This is a genomic window from Brucella pseudogrignonensis (assembly GCF_002252525.1).
Classification (GTDB): Bacteria; Pseudomonadota; Alphaproteobacteria; order Rhizobiales; family Rhizobiaceae; genus Brucella; species Brucella pseudogrignonensis.
Window position 1 is genome coordinate 26,938 of the sequence record NZ_NNRM01000046.1, and the last position, 23,364, is coordinate 50,301.

Consider the following 23,364-nt stretch of genomic DNA (forward strand, 5'->3'; position numbering starts at 1 on the left):
AAAGTGGAAGAGTGCAGGTGGTGGTCATCTGCATAATTTGACGAAGAGGAAACAGCAGCAAAAGAAAAAGGCCCCCAAACGTCGCCGCGTGGAAGCCCTTCTCATTGGTTTAGCAGCTAGAGAATCGCAAATTCACGAATCACTGTCAAGTGTATTTAGCGTCATTTTGGCGGGTGGATTTCTTTTGCCTTGTGGAAGGTGAAAGAAAATGGAGTCTCAATTCGGCCTGACGCCATTTGGCAGTCAGCGGATGACGCATGCCTTGTTGGCAGTGCATCAAAAAGCGAAAGAAATCCCTCAGGGAGCAGCCGCAGATAAGTGGCAGCTTCATCGTTGGCTGTGTGAAGGCAAGAATATCATTGGCATCAGTGATCGTTCTTTGGCTGTACTATCAGCCTTGCTGTCATTTTATCCTGAAAATACGCTGGTCGAATCCGGCGCTTTGGTCGTGTTTCCATCAAACAAGCAGCTGGCCTTGCGTGCGCATGGTATGGCCGATGCAACATTGCGTCGTCATCTCGCAGCGCTGGTCGAAGCTGGTATCATTACCCGTCAGGACAGCCCGAACGGCAAACGCTATGCCCGTCGCAGCAAAACCGGCGAGTTAAAGGTTGCATTTGGTTTCTCTCTCGCGCCGCTTCTTATCCGTGCGTCCGAGTTTGAAGCTGCAGCTGAACAAGTCAAAGCCGAAAAGGCTGCTCTGCGTGAGATCCGCGAACAGCTCACTTTGCTGCGCCGCGACATTTCAAAGCTGCTCGAATTTGCAATCGAAGCATCGCTTCCTGGTCCTTGGGATGAACTGAAAGTCGAGTTCCGTGCAGTTGTCGACAGCATTCCTCGTCGTGCAGAGATGCAGGAACTGGCTATATTGGTCGCAAAACTGCAGGATATTCATGCTTCTGTTGATAAGGCTTTGAATAATAATCAAAAAGTTCAAAATCTGAGCGACAATGAATCCCAAAATGAGCGGCAGCTTAATGAATCAAAACCAGATTCCCATTTTGATAACGACGTTGCAAATTCGAACAACAGCGCGATTACAACACTGACGAACAGCGCTTACGAAACGCACGAAACCACTATTTCTCTCGATCTGGTTCTCAGAGCATGTCCAGAGATTGGTGCTTACGCATCAGCTCCTATCAGCCATTGGGAACATTTGATCGCAACAGCAGAGAAAGTAAGAGGTTTTATCGGTATCGATACCAAACTCTATGAGATGGCTCTGAAGATGCTTGGAAGACAGAATACGGCTATCACAATTGCCTATCTGCTCCAGCGTTATAACGATATTCGCTCTGTAAGTGGCTATCTTCGGATTCTCACGGAAAAGGCTGCTGAAGACGCGTTTTCTGTAAAAGCTCTCATGATCAGCGCCCTGCATATTCAGCAACGACAACGACAACTATCCTGATGACCTCCTGAAACAAGGCTTTTGAAGGAATGAGGCACAGTCAGTCCGTTGAAACTTAACAAAGGGTTAACTTTCGTAAACGGTCATGGCAGCATAAACGAGGGCTGAGAGGGCAATTCGAAGGCAGGCGTTTGCAAAGCTTTTGACGAAATGAAACCTAAAAAGCGCAGGAAACTCAATTCCATACGCTCTGAAGGCTTAAGGCAGTTTTCTTCACTCAAGGCTACTCCACCAACTCGGCATAGACGAGATAACGAAGTGGGCCTTGTGTAACGGCATCAAAGGGATAACAGGTCGCTAGAATCAGGTTTGAGCCGGAAGCGTGAATATCGATCTGGGCTTCATCCCAGCGGGTGACGGTCATCTGAGTGGCGCGATAAGTGAATATCTTACCGTCATCCCGGGTGATGCGAATGAGATCGCCTTTCTCGACGTCTTTGAGAAAAGCAAAATGTGTGTCGCGATGTGCTGCATAGACGGCTGTTCCGGTCTCACCGGCCTTTGGTGTGTTCTGTAAATGGCCGGGACCAAAAGCGAGAGCCTGTCCGCTTGCGCCATTAAGAGCAATTGCTGATGCAGCCAGTCGTGGCGCTTCGATACGGGCTACCGGCCAGGTATCGGCCCAGCTCCACGGTTTGACTTTATCACCTGATGCGATGCTTTGCGTGAAAGCCCGCTCCAGAAGGATTTGTGCTGCATATGCTTTTGCGTGAATCCAAAGACCCTGGCCAAAAAGAACAAGACCACAGACCATCACGGCAACAGACAGAAGGGTGAGGGGGGAGCGCAACAAGGCGCGCTCCTTTGTCTTTGTATTTTGAGCGATAAAGATACTCATCATGCATTCCCCCTGCGGCGTGAGAACCAGAAGATCAGGAAACCGATGAAAAGAACGCCCAGACCTTGCAGCATATTAAGTGTTGCCGGTGTTGCAGTTTGCGGCAGAGGCGTTGCAGGTGCCGGAACGCTCGGCATATTGACACGCTCCTGAGTGCGAACCTTGATCTGGTCCTGCCCGGCATCTGCATGGTCAAGCACGCTGCGTTCTGCACGAATGCCAAACAAAGTCTCGAAATCCCATCCGACAGGAAGTTCCAAAGGAATATCAGCACGGGTGAGGGGTGTGTTTGCAGGACGTGCTGGCGTCTGATCGACAGCGACAAGACTTGTGAGACGTGTCACCAGATGGTGTTCCAATGCCAGATTGAGGATACGCGTGTCGGCTGCCAAGACTGAAATCTTGCCGAGCTTCATGTCCACTTCCGCATCATCGATTTTGCGACGAGCCCAAATTTTCGAAATGCCTTCCGCGGGGCTTGCTGCATCAAGTGACAGGGTGATCGTCCAGGGACGGCTTCCAACTGTACCTTGAACTGTAATGGTGCCAGTTGCATTTTTTGTACGGGCAGCAATCACCAACGGTTCGCCATGATAGATATCCGGTACAATGCCGGGTGCCAGATTGGCGCCTTCCTGTGAGAAATTGACCTTTAGATCGGTGACAGCAGGATTCTGCAGCTTATCGAAGAGTTCACGCATACGCTGTTCCAGCTCTTCAGAAGAACCGATATGTGTGAAGGTGCCGCGACCAAGTTCCGATGCCTTGCTCATCAGGTAAGTATTGGGTGCTGAACCGATGCCGACCATGAAGAGGCGCGAGCGGTCACGGCGCGAAGCGATGACATCGAACATCTGCTGTTCGTTGCTGATTTCGCCATCAGTCAGGAACACGATCTGGCGCAAACCATCTTTCTGGTGGCTGTCATCAAGAGCCGCGTGCAGTGCGGGCAGCATTTCTGTTCCGCCGACAGCTTCGAGGCTGGCAACATACTGGCGGGCATCATTGATATTCTGCTGTGTGGCATCGACGGAATCCTCAAAGAATTTGGTCAGCGTGTCGTCAAAGCGAATGACATTGAAACGGTCGCCGGGATTAAGATGCGAGAGGCCATAATCGAGACTGGCTTTGGCCTGTGTCATCGATGTGCCACCCATTGAACCTGAATTATCGATGACGAAGACGATCTCACGCGATTGCGATGCATTGGTTTTGGCAAGCTTAGGGGTCACATAGGCAAGCACATAGTCCTCATTGCCGACCCGTTCACGAAACAGCCCGACATTCGGCATATCCGTTTGGGCTGCTTGCCATTCAAGGACGAAGTCACGATCCGCTGTGGCTTTTCCATCGAGAACGATTTTGGCTGTCTGCTCGTTCTGTCGGTCAATTCGCACAGGATGATAAAGGCTCTTGATATCGGTTGCGGGAAAACCGGGTTTGAGATCGACCGTGATCGTTACCGGATTGATACGCTCCTCACCGGGTATGATGAGAGGTGTTTCAATTGCGCTGTTGTCCGGGCCGGGCGCTGGTCGCGTTTTAGGCTGTCCCCAACCAGCGGAAAGATCAGCGCTTTGTTCGATCGGATCGCTATTTTCAGGATTATAACGCGGCGCCACAACAAGCGGCAGGCGCAGAGAAAAGCGATTGTCGCTGAGACGCACAGCCTGCTGATATTCGATCTGGATGACGACTTTCTCGCGCGGACCCAGATTGGCGACAGCATTGGTGAAGATGTTTGGCCGCTGCTGCTCGATGAGCGCAGCCTTCTTGCCTTCGCTCTTGGCTTTCTCGTAGATTTCGCGTGCGGCCTGCTTTTCCTTGATGTCGGCAACGATAACCCGGTCACCCACAATCATTTTCAGGGAATAGACCGCGCTGTCTTCTGGCAGCGGGAAAACATAGAGCCCTTCAACCCAGCCATTGGTCGGATTTTCAAAAATCTGGCTTAGGCGGGCGCGGGCGGTTGGGCCGCTGACATCGATATTGTAATCAGTGCTGATGCGTGGAGCCTCGACATACTGACCTTCTTTGCTGCCTTGCAGCAGAAGGCTTCCGCTTTGTACTGCATTCGGCGTCAGATAGGCCGGCGTCTCAGCACGGGCCGAAGCCACGTTGAGAAGCGAAAGAACAACAGCAAGAATTGGCAGTATCAGCATGTTCACAAACCAGATGAGTTTGCAGAACTGCGAGAGGCTGATTGCCCTTCCGCTGCGATGAGAGTGTCTGATGGCAGGCGACATGATGCGCTCCTGTATCTATCGGATAACTGGAGACAATTTTTGCCAGAGCGGTGTTTTAGTGCCAGCGTAAGCTTTCCCAAGTTTTATCCGGACTTTGCCGCAAGCCACCTTGCCGGTTCCGCTTATGTGTGGAATTGTGAAGAGAAGTACGGATTCAGGAAGTTCTCATGTCTCAGCAAGATGCGGTTTTGCCCGATCAGATGAATAGCCGTGTCGCTGAACGTGTGCGTGAGGAGATCGCGCGGCGCAGAATTTCCCGTCAGCATCTGGCGGATGAGGCGCGCATCAGCCTATCGACGCTTGAAAAAGCATTGTCAGGACATCGACCTTTCACGCTTGCCACCATAATCCGGCTTGAGCAGGCCATGGGATTTGAATTGCGCGATCAGCTGGAAACGGAGAAGCCAAAGCCAGCCGCACCGCATGGACATGCCGCAGAAGAACTGGGTGCTTATTCGCGTGCTGCCGTCTCATGGCTTGAAGGGACCTTCCTCACGCTTCGTCCTTCCTTCGGCAATCGATCCGATATTTTCGCTTATTGTACAGATATCAGCTGGGATGCCGAAAATACCCATCTGAAGTTTGAAGAGCGCGAGCGCACCGATACGTCTTTTTCGCAGCATGGACGTGTTTCTGTTCCGCACCTCTCAGGCCATGTTTATCTTGTAACCAATACGTCTGGCCAATACCGGATGGCGGTTCTGTCGCGCCCAAGCATCGCAGGTGAAATGTACGGCATTCTCACGACATTGCGAGCAGGGCAGGGCGCGCAACTGACACCTGTATCGGTGCCTTTGGTGCTTATACCGATGAAGGTTTTTGAAACGCCAGTCTTTGGGCGGGTCACAGCTGCTGATCAGGCCTATGACCAATATTCGCGCTTTATCAGCAAGACTCTTGGCGATGGTTATGCAAGTTTTGTGACATCGGAATAGATGAATAAACAGTCTTACTTTGCCTATTCTATTTACTACTAATATGTCTGATTTAACAGCGTGATTTGCGTCTATTCCTCTTAAAATATTGAAATAGCAACAAATTATAGCGAGAATATTTCCTTAATTATGTTCAAATAACCGCCTTGCCTAATATATAAAATACCTCATTATTATTTTGCTGCCGCTGGCTGCAAAATGGAGAGGGATAATGAAGCATCGCGTAATTGGTCCTGCCTTTGTAACGTTTCTTTCAAGTACAGCCATTATTACAATCAGTAGTTTTATACTGAAAGCAGACCCGGCCTTGGCGGCCTGTTCATTTTCTCCCACACTTGGCGACGATACCTATATTTGCGATAGCGGCACATCTGCGACCGGGCTGACCGATATAAATGGCAATAACACTTTGCTGTTGCCTGCAGGCGGAACGGGTACAGTCAACGGCAACGTGACCTTCGGCGCAGGCACGGACCGGATCGAAGTTCATTCAGGCACGATTGCAGGCAATGTGGTTCAGGGTTACGGAGCGGATGCATTCGTCATTTCGGGCGGCACCGTCACCGGCAATATCCAGCAGGGCAGCGGCATTGATGATTTCCGCATGACGGGCGGCGAGATCGGATCACTCAATCAGGGTGATGCGCTTGATACGTTCTTTATGTCGGGGGGCCGGATTGTCGATGCCTTCGACGATGGCGATTACGCCGTCATGACCGACGGCCGTATCGGTCGCGTCAACATGAAGCTCGACAACAATTACTTCAATATGTCCGGCGGCACCATCGATCGCAATCTGGTGGCCGGTTTCGGTGATGATACGATCATCCTCTCCAATGGCATGATCGGCGGCAATATCAGCGTCAGCGGCGGCACCGATAGCGTGACGATTACCGGTGGTACGGTTGCGGGCGATATTCTTCTGAGCTTCGGCAATGATCAGTTTAACTGGAATGGCGGCGGGATCGTCTATGGAAATATTGATCTGGGGGCCGACAACGATACTGCGGTTCTCACCAATCTGACAGACGCCAATATCGGCGCGACCAAGCGCCTGACAGGCGGCGAGGGCGTTGATGCACTGACTTTCAACAATGTCAAAACCGGCAAGGTTGCCCGCTTTGACAGTTGGGAGACGATCAACCTCACCAATGATACGCGGCTGACTTTTGACACGACCCTGACGCTTGGCGACGCCGGGACAGGCACCGGAACGCTGAATGTCGATGCCAGCAGCACGATCTATGGCGGTTCGGCACAAAGTGGCATCAATGCCTTTTCGGCCAGCCAGCTCGCTTCTGTCGTCAATGCCGGTCGTATCGATCTGACCAATGGTGGCTCAAGCACGAGCGACACATTTACGATCAAGGGCAACTATACCGGCCAGAACGGTCTTCTCTTCGTCGATACTGTGCTTGGCGCGGATGCTTCACCATCAGGCAAGCTGGTCATCGATACGGGAAATGCGTCCGGCTCGACCGGTATTGTTGTCAATAATGTGGGCGGGGCGGGCGCTTCGACCGTTTCAGATGGCATTATGGTTGTGCAGGCGCTCAACGGTGCCACGACCACAAACGGTGCCTTCGCGCTTAATGGCCGCGTTGCAGCTGGTGCTTACGAGTATTTCCTCTTCAGAGGCGGCGTGTCTGCCAATACGAATGAAAACTGGTATCTGCGTTCGACGCTGGTCAGCGGCAGTCAGCCTGCGCCTGTGGTTCCCGACCAGAATCTGACACCGGAAGCGCCGGAAAATACGGCTCCGCCGCCAGCTTTGGAGCAGCCGCCGGCGACCCTGCCGGTCGATCCGAACGATCCCGATCCGGAAGATACCTCTTCTCCTGTGACGGAAAATTCGCCTGAGCCTGAAGCGCCACCTGCACCGCCAGCCGCAGAAGCGGCCAATCCGCCCGCCAGTTCCAGCGGACAATCTGCAATCCCGCAAATAGGCTTTGAAGGTGCTGTTCCCCCATCACCGGGTGCCACGCGCGTCGAGGGCGATGTCGTTCCGCTTTATCGTGTCGAGGTGCCGGTCTATTCGGCTTTGCCGCCTGTCGCGCATCATCTGGCATTGACCACACTCGGCACATTCCACGAGCGTCGTGGCGAGCAGGATCTCCTGAAAAGCGGCGGCTATCTGCCTGCGACCTGGGCTCGTCTGTTCGGTCAGGACATTGATATGAAGTGGCGCGGCACGGTTGCGCCGGGCCTTGATGGCAGACTCTTTGGCATTCAGGCAGGTCAGGACCTGTGGGGCCGCGAAACGGAGAGCGGCCATTCCGACCGCTTTGGCCTCTTCTTTGGCTATGCGCGGGTAACGGGTGATATTACGGGCCAGGCCTTGGGCTGGAATGATCTGGCCGTCGGCGATCTTGAAGTGACCGGCACCAGCTTCGGCGGCTACTGGACACATATCGGCCCGCAAGGCTGGTATCTCGATGCCGTGCTGATGGGCACATGGTATGGCGGCGATGCCAATTCCAATGAAGGGCAGGGCATCGATGTCGATGGCCATGGTGTTACGGCTTCGCTGGAAGGTGGCTATCCGATTGCGCTAAGCGAAAGCTGGACATTGGAGCCACAGGCGCAGCTTATCTGGCAGAGCCTTTCGCTGGATGATCAGGCGGACCGGTACTCTTCGATTTCCTTCGATTCCGATAATGCCTGGACGGGGCGCATCGGTATGCGACTGCAAGGTGCCGAGGACACATCTATCGGTAAGCTGCGTCCATATCTGAAAGCCAATCTGTGGCAGAATTTTTCCTCCGATCAGACTGTGCGCTTTGCGACCGATCCGATTGTTACCGACCTGAAAGGCACTTCGCTGGAGGTTGGCGGCGGTCTGACCCTCGATATAACCGAAAAGGCCAGCCTTTATGCGACTGCCGATTACACCACTAATCTTGGTGGTGAGCGCAGCCGTATCTGGGAAGGTAATATCGGTTTGAATGTGAAGTGGTGAAATTTCAGTCGTCACCATTTCTGAACTGATGTGTGCAGCTTTGTTAACCGACTTGCTGCGGTCACATCCGCGTGATAATTGCGTCTCCTGCCAATTCTAAAGCATGTCACCCAAAAGTGGGAACCGGTTTTGGGATAATGACATGCTTGAAAATAGAGACTTAAAGCGTGTCGCATGGACCAGATATAATATGTCACGCTTTAGGAGTACGCCGTGGAACGACTGATCGAACGCAGCCTTTTCGCCAGTCGCTGGCTGATGGCACCCATGTATATTGGCCTTGCTATGGCGCTGGTCATTCTGGTGTGGGTTTTCATCGTTGAGCTGTGGCGCTTTGCCATGATCGTCCCGTCAATGACGGTCAATGATGCGGTTCTGGGCGTGCTGGCGCTGATCGATCTCAGCCTTGCTGCCAATCTTCTGATGATCGTGATCTTTGCAGGCTACGAAAACTTCGTCAGCCGCATGGATCTCGCTGATCACAAGGATCGTCCTGATTGGCAGGGTGAAGTCGATTTCTCGGCGCTGAAGCTCAAGCTCGTCGCCTCCATCGTGGCGATTTCCGGTATTCATCTTCTCAAAGTGTTTATGGATGTCGCCAAATACTCCGCTGATCACATCAAATGGATGGTCGTCATTCATCTGGTTTTTGTGATTTCCGGCGTGCTTCTGGCCGCAATGGACTGGATTGCCAATCACGGCAAGACGCTTAAAAAGTCCAAGGTATCGAAAATCCAGGCCTAATCATGCAGTGATTGCGTCGGCTTCGCGCAGGCGATAGCCGACGCCTGTTTCCGTCAGAATATAATGCGGCTGATCAGGAGATTTCTCGATTTTCTGGCGCAGCTGGCGGACATAGATGCGCAGATATTGCACATCGGCCGCCGGTCCCCACACATGGCTCAGAATATATTGATGCGTCAGCACCTTGCCGGCGTGCTGCACAAGCAGACGCAGGATTTCATATTCCTTGGGCGAGAGCTTTATCTCCGCATCATCAAGCTTCACGATGCGCCTGACCAGATCGACCGATAAACCACCGCTCTGAAAAACCGGTTTCTCGCCCTGCTGGTGCAGTTTATGGCGCAGCGCCACCCGCGTCCGTGCAGCCAGTTCCTTCATGCCAAAAGGCTTGGCTACATAATCGTCCGCACCTGTTTCAAGTGCGCGCACAATGCCTGCCTCATCGGTACGGCTTGAAAGGATGAGGACTGGCAGTGTCAGTCCCCGTTCGCGCCACAGACGCAGAAGTTCGTGGCCGTCCGTATCGGGCAAGCCAAGGTCGAGCAGAACAAGATCGGGCTTTTCGCTCTCAAGCAACAGGTCTGCTTCGCGCGCATTGGCCGCTTCAATGATCGTATAACCTTCGGTCGTAAGCCCCACCCGCAGTAATTTGCGAATTGGTGGCTCGTCATCGACGACCAGAATTTTCGGCTTTGGATCGTTCATGAGTTCCTGTCTATCTCTTGAACCGGCAGCGGTATGGTTATCGTAAAACGGGCGCCGGAACCCTCAACCCTGTTTCCGGCCCGAATAGTTCCACCCATTGCTTCTGTGAAGCCGCGGGCAATGGAAAGGCCCAAGCCCGTTCCTGCCTGTACGTGATCACCCTTGCGAACGCGATAGAATGTATCGAAAACCCGTTCAAGATCGATATCGGGAATACCGGGACCATGATCACTGATTTCAAGCACCACATGACCACGCTCGACATGCGCTTCAAGCACGATTTCTGATCCCTGCGGCGCATATTTTGCGGCATTATCGAGAAGATTGAACAATACCTGCTCAAACAAGACCGCATCAAGCCGCAGCATGGGAAGATCGGCTGCGACCGCCACCTGAAGCTTGTGATGCGCGAGAATCTTGACCGCGCGATGCAGCGCTGCTCCCACAATATCGCCGAGATAATGTAGCGACAGATTGGGTTCCATGGCACCTGATTCAATGCGTGTCATATCAAGCAGATTGGCGATGAAGCGGTTCAGCCGTTCGGATTGCTCGACAATGGTCGATAGCAATTCGGTGCGGTCGCCTTCGGGCAGCGAAACGGAATAGTCGCGCAATGTGGTGGCGGCCCCCATGATGCCCGCAAGTGGTGTTTTAAGATCGTGCGATATGGAGGTGAGAAGCGCCGAGCGGAGCTTGTCTGCCTCTGCGGCAAGCTTGGCGCGTTCAACATCGCCCACAAGCTGCACACGCTCGATGGCAATGGCTGCCTGATCACTGAGCGCTTCAAAAAGTCTCTGCTGTTCGGGTGTCAGGATTGGCCCCTGCCGATCATTATCGAGCCCGATCACGCCGACAGACGTGCGCGCTGTCTTGAGCGGCAGATAAAGCCGCTTGGCGCCAGGCAGCGTATCCGCACCCCGACCGGCTGGCAGTTCATGTTCCCAAGCCCAGTGAGCTGCAGCAATATCGGCATCGACAAGACTGTCATCGGGCGGGTAGCCCGCGCGAACCGCAATGCTTTCACCTTCGGGAAGCAGGATGACAACGCGCACTTTCAGCATCGAGGCGATCTGAAAGGCGGTTGCCCAGAGCACATCATCGAGCGAACCAGTTCCCGCCAGCTTCTTGCTGAAAAGATAAAGATCCTCAGTCATGTTTGCGCGCTGCCGTGCCGCTGCTGCCTGACGCTGCACGCGGCTTGCCAGATTACTGGCGACAAAGCTGACAAGCAGAAAGAACGAAAGCGCCACCACGCTTTCTGGGTCTGCGATAGACAGCGTGTAGAGCGGCGAGAGGAAGAAGAAGTTATAGGCAAATGCGCTTAACACCGACACGAACAGCGCTGGCCAAAGACCGAGCGTGACCGCAACGCCAAGAACGCCTACAACGAAAACCAGAGCGATGCTTCGCACATCCAAAAACTGGTCGAGCAGAAGCCCGACACCAAGCGCGCAGGCCGTGACCAGTGAGGCGGCGAGATAAGGCTTGATGTTGAAGGCGCTCGGTTGACTTGCGGTTTTGACACCACGCATCGTCCCCGCTTTGTCGCGGTCGGCAGTCGAGGTGATATGAACATCGATCGCGCCTGAATGACGGATAAGATCATGCCCGACAGAGCCTTCGATTGCCTCGCGCCAGCGCGATTTTGCCGATTTTCCGGCAACGATATGCGTGTAATTATGGGTTGAGGCGTAACGCACCAAATCTTCGGCAATATTCTGGCCGGGAATAATCACGGTTTCGCCGCCAAGCCTTTCGGCCAGGCGCATGGTTGCCGAAATCCGGTCTTTTGCTTCATCGGACAGATTAGCCGAACGCGGCGTTTCAATGTGAATTGCAGCCCAGGGCGCCCGCATCCGATCGGCAAGCCGCCGCGCATAGCGCACCAATGAAGCACTGCTTGTGCGCTGGTCGATGGCAACCAGAACACGATCACCCGCAGCCCATGGCCCTTCAATGGCATGTGCCCGCATATGGGTCAGCAATTGTTCGTCAACCCGCTGCGCGGTGCGGCGAAGTGCAAGTTCGCGCAGGGCAGTCAGATTGCCGGGAGAAAAATAGTTGCGGATCGCACGCTTGGCGGTTTTCGGCAGATAGATCTTGCCCTGGTCAAGCCGCTTGATGAGATCGTCCGGTGTGAGATCAATCAGCTCGATATCATCGGCCCGGTCGATAATACTGTCGGGCACGGTTTCGCGTACGCGGATGCGGGTAATCTGCGCCACCACATCATTGAGGCTTTCGACATGCTGAATATTGAGCGTGGTATAAACATCGATCCCGCGCGCCAGAATTTCCTCGACATCCTGATAGCGCTTGGGATGACGGCTGCCCGGTGCATTGGTGTGGGCCAGCTCATCCACCAGAACCAGTTGCGGCTGCCTTTTTAGGATGGCATCGATATCCATCTCATCGAGCTGGTGGCCATGATAGGACACCGGCTTGCGGTCGATGATCTCAAGCCCATCGACAAGCGCTTCCGTTTCCTGTCGCCCATGCGTCTCGACAATGCCGATCACCACATCAACGCCGTCCGCTTTGCGCGCACGTCCCGACATCAGCATTTCATAGGTCTTGCCGACGCCGGGTGCTGCTCCCAGAAATATCTTGAGACGGCCGCGCGTTTCGCGCTCTGCCTGTTCAAGCAGCGCATCGGGGGAAGGCCTCATATCGCCAAGGCGAAGATCGTCCGATACCAAGCGTTGTTCCTCAAAATGAGAAGGCAGCGGGCAAGCCCGCCGGTAGAGCGGTTTCATTTTTAGCAGAATCGTTGAAACCGCTCTATTTCTTTGTTTTCACGCATTATCCACCACAAAACCGCGATGCACTTTTGCTGGAAATGCTTTGATCTACTCTAGTTAATCCCGGTTCTGTCCAGAACAAGATTAAGCTTGAGCACATTGACCACGGGCTCACCAAGGAAACCAAGCTCGCGCTGCTCGATCTGCTGTTCGACGATGCCGCGAAGGCTCGCTTCATCAAGCCCGCGCGCTTTGGCAACGCGAGGCACCTGAAAAAGAGCAGCTTGTGGTGAGATATGCGGATCAAGCCCGCTTGCCGATGTTGTGACGAGATCAATCGGCACTTCGGCATTGGGTGTACCCAGCCGCAATGCGTCGGCATCGGCTTTGATGCGTGCAATCAGTGCCGGATTGGTTGGCCCAAGATTGAAGCCACCCGAGCTTGCAGCATCATAACCTTCTTTGCCAGCCGCAGAAGGGCGGCCATGGAAATAGCGGTCGCCTGCAAATTTCTGGCCGATCAGTTCAGAACCTATCACCTTGCCATCCTTTTCGATGAGGCTGCCATTGGCCTGTTGCGGAAAGATGGCTTGCGCAAGCCCGGTCATGCCAAGCGGATAAATCAGCCCTGTGATGACAGTAAGAGCAACGATCATGACGAGTGCTGGACGCAGTTGTTTCAACATTTTCTTGTTCCTTAAACCAGGCCGAGGGCGACGATGGCCATATCAATGACCTTGATGCCGATGAACGGAACAATGACGCCGCCGAGGCCGTAGATCAGAAGATTGCGCGACAGCAGTGCGCCTGCGCCGACAGGCTTATAAGCAACGCCCTTCAGCGAAAGCGGGATCAGCGCGACAATGATGAGTGCGTTGAAGATGATCGCCGAGAGGATCGCGCTTTGTGGGGTTGCAAGCCCCATGATGTTGAGCGCGCCAAGCTGCGGATAAAAGGCGAGAAACATCGCGGGAATGATTGCAAAGTACTTGGCAATGTCATTGGCAATCGAGAAAGTTGTGAGTGCGCCGCGCGTCATCAGCAATTGCTTGCCGATCTCAACAATCTCGATGAGCTTGGTTGGATCGCTATCGAGATCGACCATATTCCCGGCCTCGCGTGCGGCAACCGTACCCGTATTCATGGCAACGCCGACATCGGCCTGCGCCAGGGCTGGCGCGTCATTGGTGCCGTCGCCGCACATCGCCACAAGCTTGCCCTTGGCCTGTTCCTGCCGGATAAGCTCAAGCTTGTTTTCTGGCGTTGCCTGCGCCAGAAAATCATCGACGCCTGCTTCTGCAGCAATCGCCGCCGCCGTCATCGGATTGTCGCCAGTAATCATCACTGTGCGGATACCCATGCGGCGCAATTCAGTGAAACGCTCGCGGATGCCGCCCTTGACGATATCCTTGAGGTGAATGACGCCAAGCAGGCGTCCATCCTTGCTGACTGCCAAAGGCGTTCCGCCGGTTTTGGCGATTGTGTCGGCAATGGCTTGCAATTCATGAACGGTCTTTTCATCCGATGTTGCATGTTTGAGCACGGCATCAACCGCGCCCTTGCGGATCGACGACCCGTCAACATCGACACCGCTCATCCGGCTTTGCGCCGTGAAAGGCACGAAGATCGCATTCAGGCTCTGCATATCGCGGCCGCGCATGTCGTATTTTTCCTTGGCAAGAACGACGATGGAGCGGCCTTCTGGCGTTTCGTCGGCAAGCGAGGCCAATTGTGCGGCATCGGCAAGGGCCAGTTCATTCACGCCGCTAACCGGCATGAAGGCTGTGGCCTGACGATTGCCGAGCGTGATTGTGCCGGTCTTGTCGAGCAAAAGCGTGTCAACGTCACCGGCAGCTTCCACCGCACGGCCAGACATCGCAAGCACATTGAAGCGCACCAGACGGTCCATGCCGGCGATGCCGATTGCCGACAAAAGTGCGCCGATTGTGGTCGGGATCAGGGTGACGAAAAGGGCAACCAGCACGATGACGGGAATATAACCGCCCGCATAGGAGGCAAAGCTCGGAATTGTCACCACAGCCAGAACGAAGATCAGCGTCATGCCTGCAAGCAGAATGTTGAGCGCGATTTCATTTGGCGTCTTCTGGCGTTCAGCCCCTTCGACAAGGCTGATCATTTTGTCGATGAAAGTCGAGCCCTGAGCCGCTGTGATGCGGACCTTGATCCAGTCAGACAGAACCTGCGTACCGCCGGTGACAGCAGAGCGGTCGCCGCCCGATTCACGAATGACCGGAGCGGATTCACCTGTGATGGCTGCTTCGTTGACGGAAGCCACACCTTCGATGACTTCGCCGTCGGATGGAATGATATCGCCTGCTTCAACGATCACCATATCGCCGACCTTGAGGCTTGTGCCAGGTACGGTCGTAAAGTCTTTCTGGCCTATATCACGAAGCAGTTTGGCCTGGGTTTCCGTGCGGGTGCGGCGCAGGGATTCCGCCTGTGCCTTGCCACGACCTTCGGCAACAGCTTCGGCAAAATTGGCAAACAGTACCGTGAACCAGAGCCACAGCACGATCTGGAACGAAAAGCCGATATCGGCTCCGCTGGTCGCAACATCCTTCAACAGAAGAACAGTTGTAAGCATGGAGACCACAGCCACCACGAACATCACCGGATTGCGTGCAAGGCTTTTGGGATTAAGCTTGCGAAAAGCGTCACCAATGGCGGGAAGGAGGATGCGCGCATCAAGGATGCTGGCCTTAACGACTTTGGCGGATTGGGACTTGCTCATAGGGAACTCCAGAAAAGCGGACCCAGAAATTCTGCAGCAAGTACGATCATCAGCACTGCTGCGAGGATGAGGAGAATGAGGTTTGATGGGCTATGCATTAGAATGTTTGCCCGTTGATCAGCGCGAGATGTTCAGCCACAGGTCCGAGCGCCAGTGCGGGGAAGAAGATCAGACCACCCACAACGAGAATGACACCGATCAGCAGACCGACGAAAAGCGGTCCATGGGTCGGGAATGTCCCGGCAGATTCGGGTGCTGCCTTCTTGGCAACCAGTGAGCCTGCAATTGCCAGTGCCGGAACGATGACCAGAAAGCGGCCCATCAGCATCGCAAGACCGATGGTGATGTTGTACCAGGGCGTGTTGCCCGAGAGGCCGCCAAAGGCCGAACCGTTATTGGCGGTGCCCGACGTATAGGCATAAAGGATTTCCGAGAAGCCATGCGGTCCGGGATTCGCTATCGAGCTTAGACCTGCCGGAATGACTGTGGCGATTGCCGTAAAGCCAAGGATCGAAAGCGGCAGGCAGAGAACGGCGAGCATGGCCATCTTCACCTCTTTTGCCTCGATTTTCTTGCCCAGATATTCCGGTGTGCGTCCGACCATCAGACCAGCCACGAAGATTGCCACGACAACAAACAGGATGATGCCGTAGAAGCCTGCGCCCACGCCGCCGATAATGATTTCACCCAGCATCATGTTGATCATGGGGATCATGCCGCCAAGCGCCATCATGCTGTCATGCATGACAATGACTGCGCCACAGGAGGCGGCTGTCGTCACCACTGCAAATAGCGCCGACATGGTAATGCCGAAGCGGGTTTCCTTGCCTTCCATATTGCCGCCATCAATGCCAAGCGCATGGATGAGTGGATTGCCCGCAGCTTCTGCCCAGTAGCAAATGGCAACACCGGCCACAAAGAGCACGCCCATCGCAGCGAAAATCGCCCAGCCCTGCTTTTCATTGCCGACCATGCGGCCAAACACATTGGTAAGGCCTGCACCGATGGCAAAAATCGCTACCATCTGGATCATGTTCGAAATGGCATCGGGATTTTCAAATGGATGCGCGGAATTGGCATTGAAGAAGCCGCCGCCATTGGTGCCGAGCATCTTGATGGCAAGCTGAGAAGCGACCGGACCAAGCGCTATGACCTGACGCGCGCCTTCAAGCGTGGTGGCTTCGACATAAGAGCCGAGCGTCTGCGGTACACCGAGCGCCACAAAAGCAAGCGTCATGACCACACAAATCGGCAGCAGGATATAGAGCGTGCAGCGTGTGAGGTCACACCAGAAATTGCCCAGCGTCTTCATCGATTTGCGCGAGAAGGCGCGGATAAGCGCAATGGCAATGGCCACACCCGTTGCAGCCGAAACGAAGTTCTGGACCGTAAGACCTGCCATCTGGGTGAGATAGGACATGGTGCTTTCGCCACCATAGTTCTGCCAGTTGGTGTTGGTCACAAAACTTGTTGCCGTGTTGAAGGCGAGATCGGCGGGCACATTGCTCATGCCCATCGGGTTGAAAGGCAGGGAACCTTGCGCGCGCTGCAGAAAATAAAGCAGCAGAAAGCCTGCAAGATTGAACAGCAGCATGGCGGCTGCATAGCTCGTCCAGTGCTGCTCCTCACGCTCGCTTGTTCCTGCCAGACGATAAAGTCCCCGTTCGATGGGAACGAGGACAGGCGACAGAAACGTGCGCTCGCCATTGAAAACGCGCGTCATATAGCTGCCAAGCGGCTTTATGAGCGCGATGATGATCCCGCAAAAGATGAGGATCTGTATCCATCCATTGATTGTCATGGTTTTTCCCAAGCCTGATTAGAGCGCGTTTCGATCTGATTGAAACAGATCCACGCTCTAAATCTTTGGTTTAACGCACATCGTATCTGAAATTGGCTTCCCACTTTTCGGGGGGCGCTCTAGGCTCAAATAGGCTGCTTATTCAGAACCGTTCCGGACGAATGAGCGCGTAAAGAAGGTAGGCGGCAACGAAAGCCGCAACCAAGGCGCCTGCGATATATTCAATCAGCATGGCGGGTTCCTCAAAGCCTCTCGCAAAGGCGCAAATAGCCAAACAGCATTGCGAAGAAAGCGATGCCGATACCAAGAACGGCAATATCCATTGTCATTTTGAATGCCCTGTCGCGATTGCCTCATGGGCTGAATGCCTATGGGGCTCTCTGTTTCCACAGCAGGGATTATGCTGCCGCAGCCCATAGGGTTTCGAGAGAGGGGAAAAGGCTGAAAAATAAAAAAGTCATATATGTTTTGACGTCAGGCAGGTGACAACAAAAAAACGCGCCGCTGGTCGCGACGCGTTTTGACTTTCAATTTTGCGATGTATCTTATGGGTTCAGATCATCAAAGGCCCGGGTAATCGCATCTTTCGGGCTTTTGCTGGCAATCAGGCTTGCCAGAAGGATCCGCGCCTGACCGGGACGCAAAGTCTGCGAATGCACAGCACCGGCTGCAACCAGATCATGGCCGCCACCACCGCCGCCGTAACCCGGCACCAGAACGCCGGCTGGAACGCGGCTTGAAACCACCACCGGGATATTGTTTTTCGTACACTCTTTCACGGCTGCAACGATTGTCGCATTGGCATTGCCAGAGCCAAGAGCTGCCAGCACAATGCCGTGGCTTTGAGCCTGAATGCTCGCCCGAAGATGCAGGTCATCACAACCCGGATGAATGGCAACAATATCGACCCGTGTTGCGCTGACCGATGCGGGCAGGCGGATAGCATCCGGTCTTTCCAGATCGCGCACCGATCGGAAAGCATCGGCGTGGTCACTGCTGAACTTGAATGCGCCCCATGCAGGCACGATCCTGCCTCCAAAGGCGATCAAGACGCCTTTCTTGGCATTGGCCGGGTCTGTTGCAAGATTGATTGCAGTCGTCAGATTGGATGGACCATCCGCATCGGGATGATCGGCAGTGAACTGCGCGCCGGTGAAAATCACCGGCTTGGAAAGATGGTGTTGCAGATGAACGAGCAGGGCCGTTTCTTCCATGGCATCCGTGCCATGCAGCACCACAACACCATGAATTTCAGGATCTGCAATCTGCGCTGCAACCGCATCGGAGATAGTCTGCATATCGATCAGTGTCAGGCTGGATGAATCCTTAGCCATCAGATCGATGGGGCGCAGCTGCGCCCCGACATCGCCAAGGGTCGCAAGCAGATCGTCACCATTGAGCGTCGGCGTGGCTGCGCCATCTTCCCCGCGCTTGCTTGCAATAGTTCCACCGGTGGCGATAACCGCCACCAATGGTTTGAATTGCGAATTACTCACTCTGCCCCTCAATCAGCTGTTTTTTGCGTCTCAGCTGCGCGTTCTGCCGCCAGACGATAGATTCGGTCACGCAGACCATACCAGCCAATAACCAGTGCGGGTACAATGATAATCAGCGAGCCGATGGTGTAGGAGCCAACCGGATAGTCTGCCGCCATCAGAACCAGAACGCCAAACAGGAAGAACAGCGTCAGGATGCCGGTATATGGCGCGCCGAACATACGAAATTCCGGACGGGCGATCTCGCCTTTGCGCGCGAGATACCACAGCTTGAGCTGGCACAGGATGATCACGCCCCAGGCGGTGATGATGCCCAGCGAAGCAAGGTTCAGCGCGATTTCAAAAGCTGCGGCAGGCACAACAGCATTCAGTGCAACGCCAATCGCGGTGACGACTGCGGTAACAGCAATGCCGCCATAAGGGACGCCGCTCTTGTTCATCTTGGCAAGTGCCGCCGGAGCAGAACCCGAAACAGCCATCGAGTGCAGAATGCGTCCGGTGGAATAAAGACCGGCATTCAGCGATGACAAAACCGCAGTCAGCACGACGAGGTTCATGATGATATCCGCACCCTGAACGCCGATCTTGCTGAAGAAGGTCACAAACGGGCTTTCACCAGCCGAATAGAGCGTATGCGGCAGCAGAAGGGTGAGCAGCAGAACCGAGCCGACATAAAAGACCAGCAGGCGGAAGACGACTGTTTTAATCGCGCCCGGCATGATCTTGCGTGGGTCTTCGGTTTCACCAGCCGTGGTGCCGATCAGCTCGATTGAGGCATAGGCGAAGACGACGCCTTGTATGATTACAAGGGCAGGCAGGATACCGTTCGGGAAGAAACCGCCGCTTTCACGAATGAGATGGAAACCCGGCTGATGGCCATCGATCGGGGTGCCGGACACGACGAAATAAATGCCGACAGCAAGGAAAATTACCAGCGACAGCACTTTGATAAGGCTGAACCAGAATTCCAGTTCACCGAAAACCTTGACCGAGAGCAGGTTCATCGACAGCACGAGGACGAGCGCGGTCATCGCAAACATCCACTGGTCGATCCCTTCGAGCCAGGGCACATAATGCTTGAAGAAATTCATGTAGAGGGCGACAGCAGTCACGTCTGCAATTGATGTCATTGCCCAGTTGAGCCAGTACATCCAGCCAGCCGCAAAGGCCATTTTCTCGCCGTAGAATTCACGGGCATAGGAGACGAAGGAGCCGGAGCTCGGCCGATGCATAATCAGCTCGCCAAGGGCGCGCAGCACCAGAAATGCGAAAAAGCCACAGACGGCATAAACGAACACAAGCGACGGGCCAGCCTGAACCAGACGTCCGCCTGCACCCAGAAACAGACCCGTTCCGATTGCTCCCCCGATGGCAATCATCTGGATCTGACGCGGCTTCAGCGCTTTGTGATAGCCGCGGTCTTCTTCTGTGAAGACTTCGCGTTCTGCCGGTGTGGCTTTGATAAATTCCGTTGTCATCGCTCCTCCCTGAGAGCTCAGTTTTGAATAAAGGCTATAGCTTTACGCAGTACCCGCAACGAAGAACGGCATTTTTGAAACAGTCAGATACATGGAGCTCGCGCACGGCCCGGCAATGCATCTTTTGTTTTAATTGAAAGCATTGTTGAGAAAAGAAACCTCACCACCCCAAGGGTGAGCAGGCTTCCGAACATGCTTCAATTCGTTCCCATTGCATTTTTCTGTAAAGCTGCATGACAGATTTAATTGCGGCTTTAACGCATATCAGAAAACACGAGTCAAGTTCACAAGTGTGTTGACGCTTGTCTCAAGGAGGAGTAACCGAATTAAATCTGTCATGCTGTCAGACAGATTTAACGTTTCGAGTTCAGGAGGACAAAGTGGTCGGGACGCGCGTTGAACATGATCTGCTTGGTGCAAAGGAGGTGCCCGCAGATGCTTACTGGGGCGTCCATACGGCGCGAGCAGTGGATAATTTTCAGATTACAGGCGTCAGCATCGGACGCTATCCCTACCTCGTGCGCGGCCTGACCTTCGTCAAAGAAGCCGCAGCGCTGGCCAATCATGAGCTCGGCCTGTTGAGCCGCCAGCATCTGGATGCGATTGTGAGTGCCTGCCGCGAAATCCGTGATGGCGCATTGCACGATCAGTTCGTGGTTGATGTCATTCAGGGCGGTGCGGGCACATCCACCAACATGAATGCAAACGAGGTTATCGCCAATCGTGCGCTGGAATTGCTCGGGCATGAAAAGGGCGATTACGCGCATCTGCATCCCAACGACCATGTCAATCTCAGCCAGTCGACCAATGATGCCTATCCGACCGCAATTAATGTCGGCCTGATTGAATCCATTGATGAGCTGGCCGATTGTATGGAAATTCTTCAGGCATCGTTTGAGCGTAAAGCGCGCGAATTCGACAAGATGCTGAAGGTCGGGCGCACACAGCTTCAGGATGCGGTTCCGATGACACTGGGTCAGGAGTTTCGCACCTTTGCAGTGATGCTTGGCGAAGATCGCCTGCGGCTGCTTGAATCGGCAAAGCTTCTGCACGAAATCAATCTAGGCGCCACGGCAATCGGCACCGGGCTTAATGCGCCGAAAGGCTATGCAGCGCTTGCCTGTGAGCATCTTTCGCGACTGACAGGTCGCCCGCTGGTCACGGCCAGCGATCTGATTGAAGCAACGCAGGATCCAGGTGCTTTCGTGCATCTTTCAGGCGTTTTGAAGCGCGTTGCGGTCAAGCTTTCCAAGACCTGCAACGATCTGCGGCTTTTGTCGTCCGGTCCGCGTGCCGGTATCGGCGAAATCAACCTGCCAGCCGTTCAGGCAGGCTCCAGCATCATGCCGGGCAAGATCAATCCGGTGATCCCGGAAGTGGTCAATCAGGTGGCTTTTGCGGTCATCGGCAGCGACATCACGATCACCATGGCAGCCGAAGGCGGTCAGTTGCAGTTGAATGCTTTTGAGCCGATCATCGTGCGCTCACTATCGGAAAGCATCAGCCATCTGGGTGCTGCCTGCCGCATTCTTGCAGAACGTTGTGTGGATGGCATTACCGCCAATCCGGAAATCATGGCGCGGCGCGTGGAGGAATCCATCGGTCTTGCCACAGCGCTTAATCCGCTGATCGGATATTATGCGGCGACCAAAGTTGCGCAGGAAGCGCTTGCCACCGGTCAGACAGTGCCGGAGGTCGTGCTTGCGCAGGGCCATATGACAGTGGAACAATTGCAGCAGGCGCTGAAGCCTGAGCAGCTTGCCAATCTGGCGATTGAAGCCTGAGCCTGAAGCGCATCGGACATTCAGTCTGATGCGCTTTTTTCTTTCGCCATAATGGTTGTGACAGCCAGCTTCACCTGACCGAGATGGCTCTGCATGGCCAGACGCGCCTGTTCTTCCGAGCCACTCTTTATCGCTTCGGCAATCTGGCGATGCTCGATGTTGGAAGCCTCGCGGCGACCGGCCATGAGATTGACGAGTTCAGACTGGCGGGAAAGCGCTACGCGGGCATCAGCAACGATTTTTGCAAACATGGCATTGCCGGAAGCAGACGCTATCACGCTGTGAAATTCGGTGTCGAGCAGTACCCATTTATGCGGATCGGTCTGCTTTTCCATGCGGTCGCAGAGATCAATGAGTTTTGCCATCTGATCATCCGTGTGGCGGATTGCGGCCCATCCGGCTGCAGGCACTTCGATGAAGGGGCGGGCCTCGATCAGATCGCGCGCCGAATAGCCGCCATAGCTCAGTTCCGGGCCGGGAGATGTTTTAAGCACATAAGTCCCGCTTCCGGTGCGGGTATGGGTGAGGCCAAGCGTTTGCAGCGAGCGCAATGCCTCGCGCACGATCGGGCGACTGACGCTATATTTTTCAGCGAGCTGAGCTTCCGAGGGCAGGCGGGTTCCGACCGAAAGTCGACCGCTTGCGATGGCTGAGCGAATATCTTCAAAGACGATTTCCGCAGCACTTTTCCGGCTTACCGGACTGGAATCTGCTAGCCATTCAGTGACCACCCAAAACTCTCCCGCTTTTTAGCAACCTGTCTAACAGCTAGGCAATTTATGACGGCAGGGCAACAGCTGTTTCGTACAAGACCGGGTTTAAGCAGAACTAAGAGCATGTCTCCAAAAACGGGGAACCCGTTTTGGGCGACATGCTAGCGTTTGAGGGCGTGATAGCGACCGTGATGATAGACGAGCGGTTCACCTTCGCCGCTGACAATCCTGAGCGAGCGACCGATGATGATGGCGTGGGTATGACGCTCAATGATCTCTTCAACTTCGCAATCGATGGAAGCAAGCGCGCCTTTCAGGGCCAGCGCGCCGCTTTCAAGCGCATACCATTCCGCACCCTCATAGCGCGCCGCACCTTTCTCGCCATTCCGGCCTGCAAAACGGTCGGCCACAGCCTGCTGCTCGCCCGAAAGAATGTTGAGGCAAAAGCGGCGTTCGGCATTGATTGTCGGCCAGACCGAGGCAGTCAGATTGATATTGACGATGATTGTCGGCGGTTCGACCGAAAGAGCAGTCGCAGAAGTCACGGTTGCGCCGCTTCTGGCGTCGCCGGTTCCTGTCGTGAGGACGCTGATGCCGGCAGCAAGCTGTCGCATCGCAGCTTTCAATTCATCCGCCGTGGCCGTGTTGGGGATTAAATCGAGCGCTGCAGAGTTCAGTCTGTTGGGATGTGCCATCAATCATGCCAACCGGAAACCTTGGGAGCGCTTCCGGCCTTTTGTTTGGGGGATATA

17 protein-coding genes are annotated in these 23,364 nt (G+C 54.4%); 5 read left to right on the forward strand and 12 right to left on the reverse strand.

All coding sequences use genetic code 11. The features are described from left to right. Nucleotides 1-208: 208 nt before the first annotated feature. Nucleotides 209-1,414: a plasmid replication protein RepC gene (gene repC, locus CEV34_RS21795; protein WP_094544483.1), complete on the forward strand. Its 1,206-nt coding sequence runs from the start codon at nt 209-211 to the stop codon at nt 1,412-1,414. 223 nt (nt 1,415-1,637) lie between these two features. Here repC and CEV34_RS21800 read toward each other — a convergent pair whose 3' ends face one another. After that, complete coding sequence (locus CEV34_RS21800; protein WP_171379796.1) at nt 1,638-2,252, reverse strand: class GN sortase; 615 nt, start codon at nt 2,250-2,252, stop codon at nt 1,638-1,640. Beyond that, a complete protein-coding gene (locus CEV34_RS21805; RefSeq protein WP_094544484.1) occupies nt 2,252-4,498 on the reverse strand; it encodes a marine proteobacterial sortase target protein in 2,247 nt (748 codons plus the stop codon). Before CEV34_RS21805 ends, CEV34_RS21800 begins: the two co-directional genes overlap by 1 nt. 167 nt (nt 4,499-4,665) lie before the next feature. On the opposite strand from CEV34_RS21805, the gene CEV34_RS21810 reads away from it, so the two are divergent. The 3 genes from CEV34_RS21810 (at nt 4,666) to CEV34_RS21820 (ending at nt 9,136) form a co-directional block, all read left to right on the forward strand. Beyond that, on the forward strand, nt 4,666-5,433 hold the full coding sequence (locus tag CEV34_RS21810; RefSeq protein ID WP_094544485.1) for a helix-turn-helix domain-containing protein: 768 nt from the start codon (nt 4,666-4,668) through the stop codon (nt 5,431-5,433). A gap of 211 nt (nt 5,434-5,644) precedes the next feature. Further along, nucleotides 5,645-8,392 carry an autotransporter family protein gene (locus CEV34_RS21815; protein WP_094544486.1) on the forward strand — a complete coding sequence of 916 codons (2,748 nt, stop codon included), beginning with the start codon at nt 5,645-5,647 and terminating at the stop codon, nt 8,390-8,392. 213 nt (nt 8,393-8,605) lie between these two features. Next, complete coding sequence (locus CEV34_RS21820; RefSeq protein WP_094544487.1) at nt 8,606-9,136, forward strand: TIGR00645 family protein; 531 nt, start codon at nt 8,606-8,608, stop codon at nt 9,134-9,136. Here CEV34_RS21820 and CEV34_RS21825 read toward each other — a convergent pair whose 3' ends face one another. The 8 genes from CEV34_RS21825 to CEV34_RS21860 all read right to left on the reverse strand — a co-directional run bounded on the left by CEV34_RS21825 (nt 9,137) and on the right by CEV34_RS21860 (nt 20,115). Then, a complete protein-coding gene (locus CEV34_RS21825) occupies nt 9,137-9,841 on the reverse strand; it encodes a response regulator transcription factor (RefSeq protein ID WP_094544488.1) in 705 nt (234 codons plus the stop codon). Beyond that, nucleotides 9,838-12,513 (reverse strand): sensor histidine kinase, encoded by a 2,676-nt coding sequence (locus CEV34_RS21830; RefSeq protein WP_235819156.1) that lies wholly within the window; start codon nt 12,511-12,513, stop codon nt 9,838-9,840. The genes CEV34_RS21825 and CEV34_RS21830 overlap by 4 nt, the downstream gene beginning before the upstream one ends. Nucleotides 12,514-12,698: 185 nt before the next feature. Further along, nucleotides 12,699-13,271, reverse strand: a complete 573-nt coding sequence (gene kdpC, locus CEV34_RS21835) for a potassium-transporting ATPase subunit KdpC (RefSeq protein ID WP_094544490.1) — start codon at nt 13,269-13,271, stop codon at nt 12,699-12,701. A gap of 11 nt (nt 13,272-13,282) precedes the next feature. Further along, nucleotides 13,283-15,340 carry a potassium-transporting ATPase subunit KdpB gene (gene kdpB / locus CEV34_RS21840; protein ID WP_094544491.1) on the reverse strand — a complete coding sequence of 686 codons (2,058 nt, stop codon included), beginning with the start codon at nt 15,338-15,340 and terminating at the stop codon, nt 13,283-13,285. A 97-nt stretch (nt 15,341-15,437) separates the two neighbouring features. Next, nucleotides 15,438-17,141 (reverse strand): potassium-transporting ATPase subunit KdpA, encoded by a 1,704-nt coding sequence (gene kdpA, locus CEV34_RS21845; protein ID WP_094544492.1) that lies wholly within the window; start codon nt 17,139-17,141, stop codon nt 15,438-15,440. 142 nt (nt 17,142-17,283) lie between these two features. Continuing rightward, entirely contained in the window at nt 17,284-17,373 is a 90-nt protein-coding gene (kdpF, locus tag CEV34_RS21850; protein ID WP_036567035.1) for a K(+)-transporting ATPase subunit F, read from the reverse strand. A 313-nt stretch (nt 17,374-17,686) separates the two neighbouring features. Continuing rightward, the gene (locus CEV34_RS21855) at nt 17,687-18,637 is read right to left on the reverse strand and encodes an asparaginase (protein WP_094544493.1); all 951 of its coding nucleotides are present in this window, start codon (nt 18,635-18,637) and stop codon (nt 17,687-17,689) included. Between the two features lie 8 nt (nt 18,638-18,645). Next, nucleotides 18,646-20,115: an amino acid permease gene (locus CEV34_RS21860; RefSeq protein WP_064321345.1), complete on the reverse strand. Its 1,470-nt coding sequence runs from the start codon at nt 20,113-20,115 to the stop codon at nt 18,646-18,648. A 380-nt stretch (nt 20,116-20,495) separates the two neighbouring features. Between CEV34_RS21860 and CEV34_RS21865 the strand changes: the two genes are divergently transcribed. After that, the gene (locus CEV34_RS21865; RefSeq protein ID WP_094544494.1) at nt 20,496-21,899 is read left to right on the forward strand and encodes an aspartate ammonia-lyase; all 1,404 of its coding nucleotides are present in this window, start codon (nt 20,496-20,498) and stop codon (nt 21,897-21,899) included. 20 nt (nt 21,900-21,919) lie between these two features. Here CEV34_RS21865 and CEV34_RS21870 read toward each other — a convergent pair whose 3' ends face one another. Beyond that, the gene (locus CEV34_RS21870) at nt 21,920-22,630 is read right to left on the reverse strand and encodes a FadR/GntR family transcriptional regulator (protein ID WP_094544495.1); all 711 of its coding nucleotides are present in this window, start codon (nt 22,628-22,630) and stop codon (nt 21,920-21,922) included. 143 nt (nt 22,631-22,773) lie between these two features. Further along, nucleotides 22,774-23,307: a flavin reductase family protein gene (locus tag CEV34_RS21875; RefSeq protein WP_094544496.1), complete on the reverse strand. Its 534-nt coding sequence runs from the start codon at nt 23,305-23,307 to the stop codon at nt 22,774-22,776. Between the last annotated feature and the right edge of the window lie 57 nt (nt 23,308-23,364).

Excerpts from the sequence above, each read along its gene's own strand:
- CEV34_RS21805 (WP_094544484.1), bottom strand. The coding sequence starts at position 4,498 with ATGTCGCCTGCCATCAGACACTCTCATCGCAGCGGAAGGGCAATCAGC.
- kdpA (WP_094544492.1), bottom strand. The coding sequence starts at position 17,141 with ATGACAATCAATGGATGGATACAGATCCTCATCTTTTGCGGGATCATC.
- repC (WP_094544483.1), top strand. The coding sequence starts at position 209 with ATGGAGTCTCAATTCGGCCTGACGCCATTTGGCAGTCAGCGGATGACG.
- kdpC (WP_094544490.1), bottom strand. The coding sequence starts at position 13,271 with ATGTTGAAACAACTGCGTCCAGCACTCGTCATGATCGTTGCTCTTACT.
- kdpB (WP_094544491.1), bottom strand. The coding sequence starts at position 15,340 with ATGAGCAAGTCCCAATCCGCCAAAGTCGTTAAGGCCAGCATCCTTGAT.
- CEV34_RS21825 (WP_094544488.1), bottom strand. The coding sequence starts at position 9,841 with ATGAACGATCCAAAGCCGAAAATTCTGGTCGTCGATGACGAGCCACCA.
- kdpF (WP_036567035.1), bottom strand. The coding sequence starts at position 17,373 with ATGCTGATTGAATATATCGCAGGCGCCTTGGTTGCGGCTTTCGTTGCC.
- CEV34_RS21800 (WP_171379796.1), bottom strand. The coding sequence starts at position 2,252 with ATGAGTATCTTTATCGCTCAAAATACAAAGACAAAGGAGCGCGCCTTG.
- CEV34_RS21875 (WP_094544496.1), bottom strand. The coding sequence starts at position 23,307 with ATGGCACATCCCAACAGACTGAACTCTGCAGCGCTCGATTTAATCCCC.
- CEV34_RS21830 (WP_235819156.1), bottom strand. The coding sequence starts at position 12,513 with ATGAGGCCTTCCCCCGATGCGCTGCTTGAACAGGCAGAGCGCGAAACG.
- CEV34_RS21815 (WP_094544486.1), top strand. The coding sequence starts at position 5,645 with ATGAAGCATCGCGTAATTGGTCCTGCCTTTGTAACGTTTCTTTCAAGT.
- CEV34_RS21860 (WP_064321345.1), bottom strand. The coding sequence starts at position 20,115 with ATGACAACGGAATTTATCAAAGCCACACCGGCAGAACGCGAAGTCTTC.
- CEV34_RS21810 (WP_094544485.1), top strand. The coding sequence starts at position 4,666 with ATGTCTCAGCAAGATGCGGTTTTGCCCGATCAGATGAATAGCCGTGTC.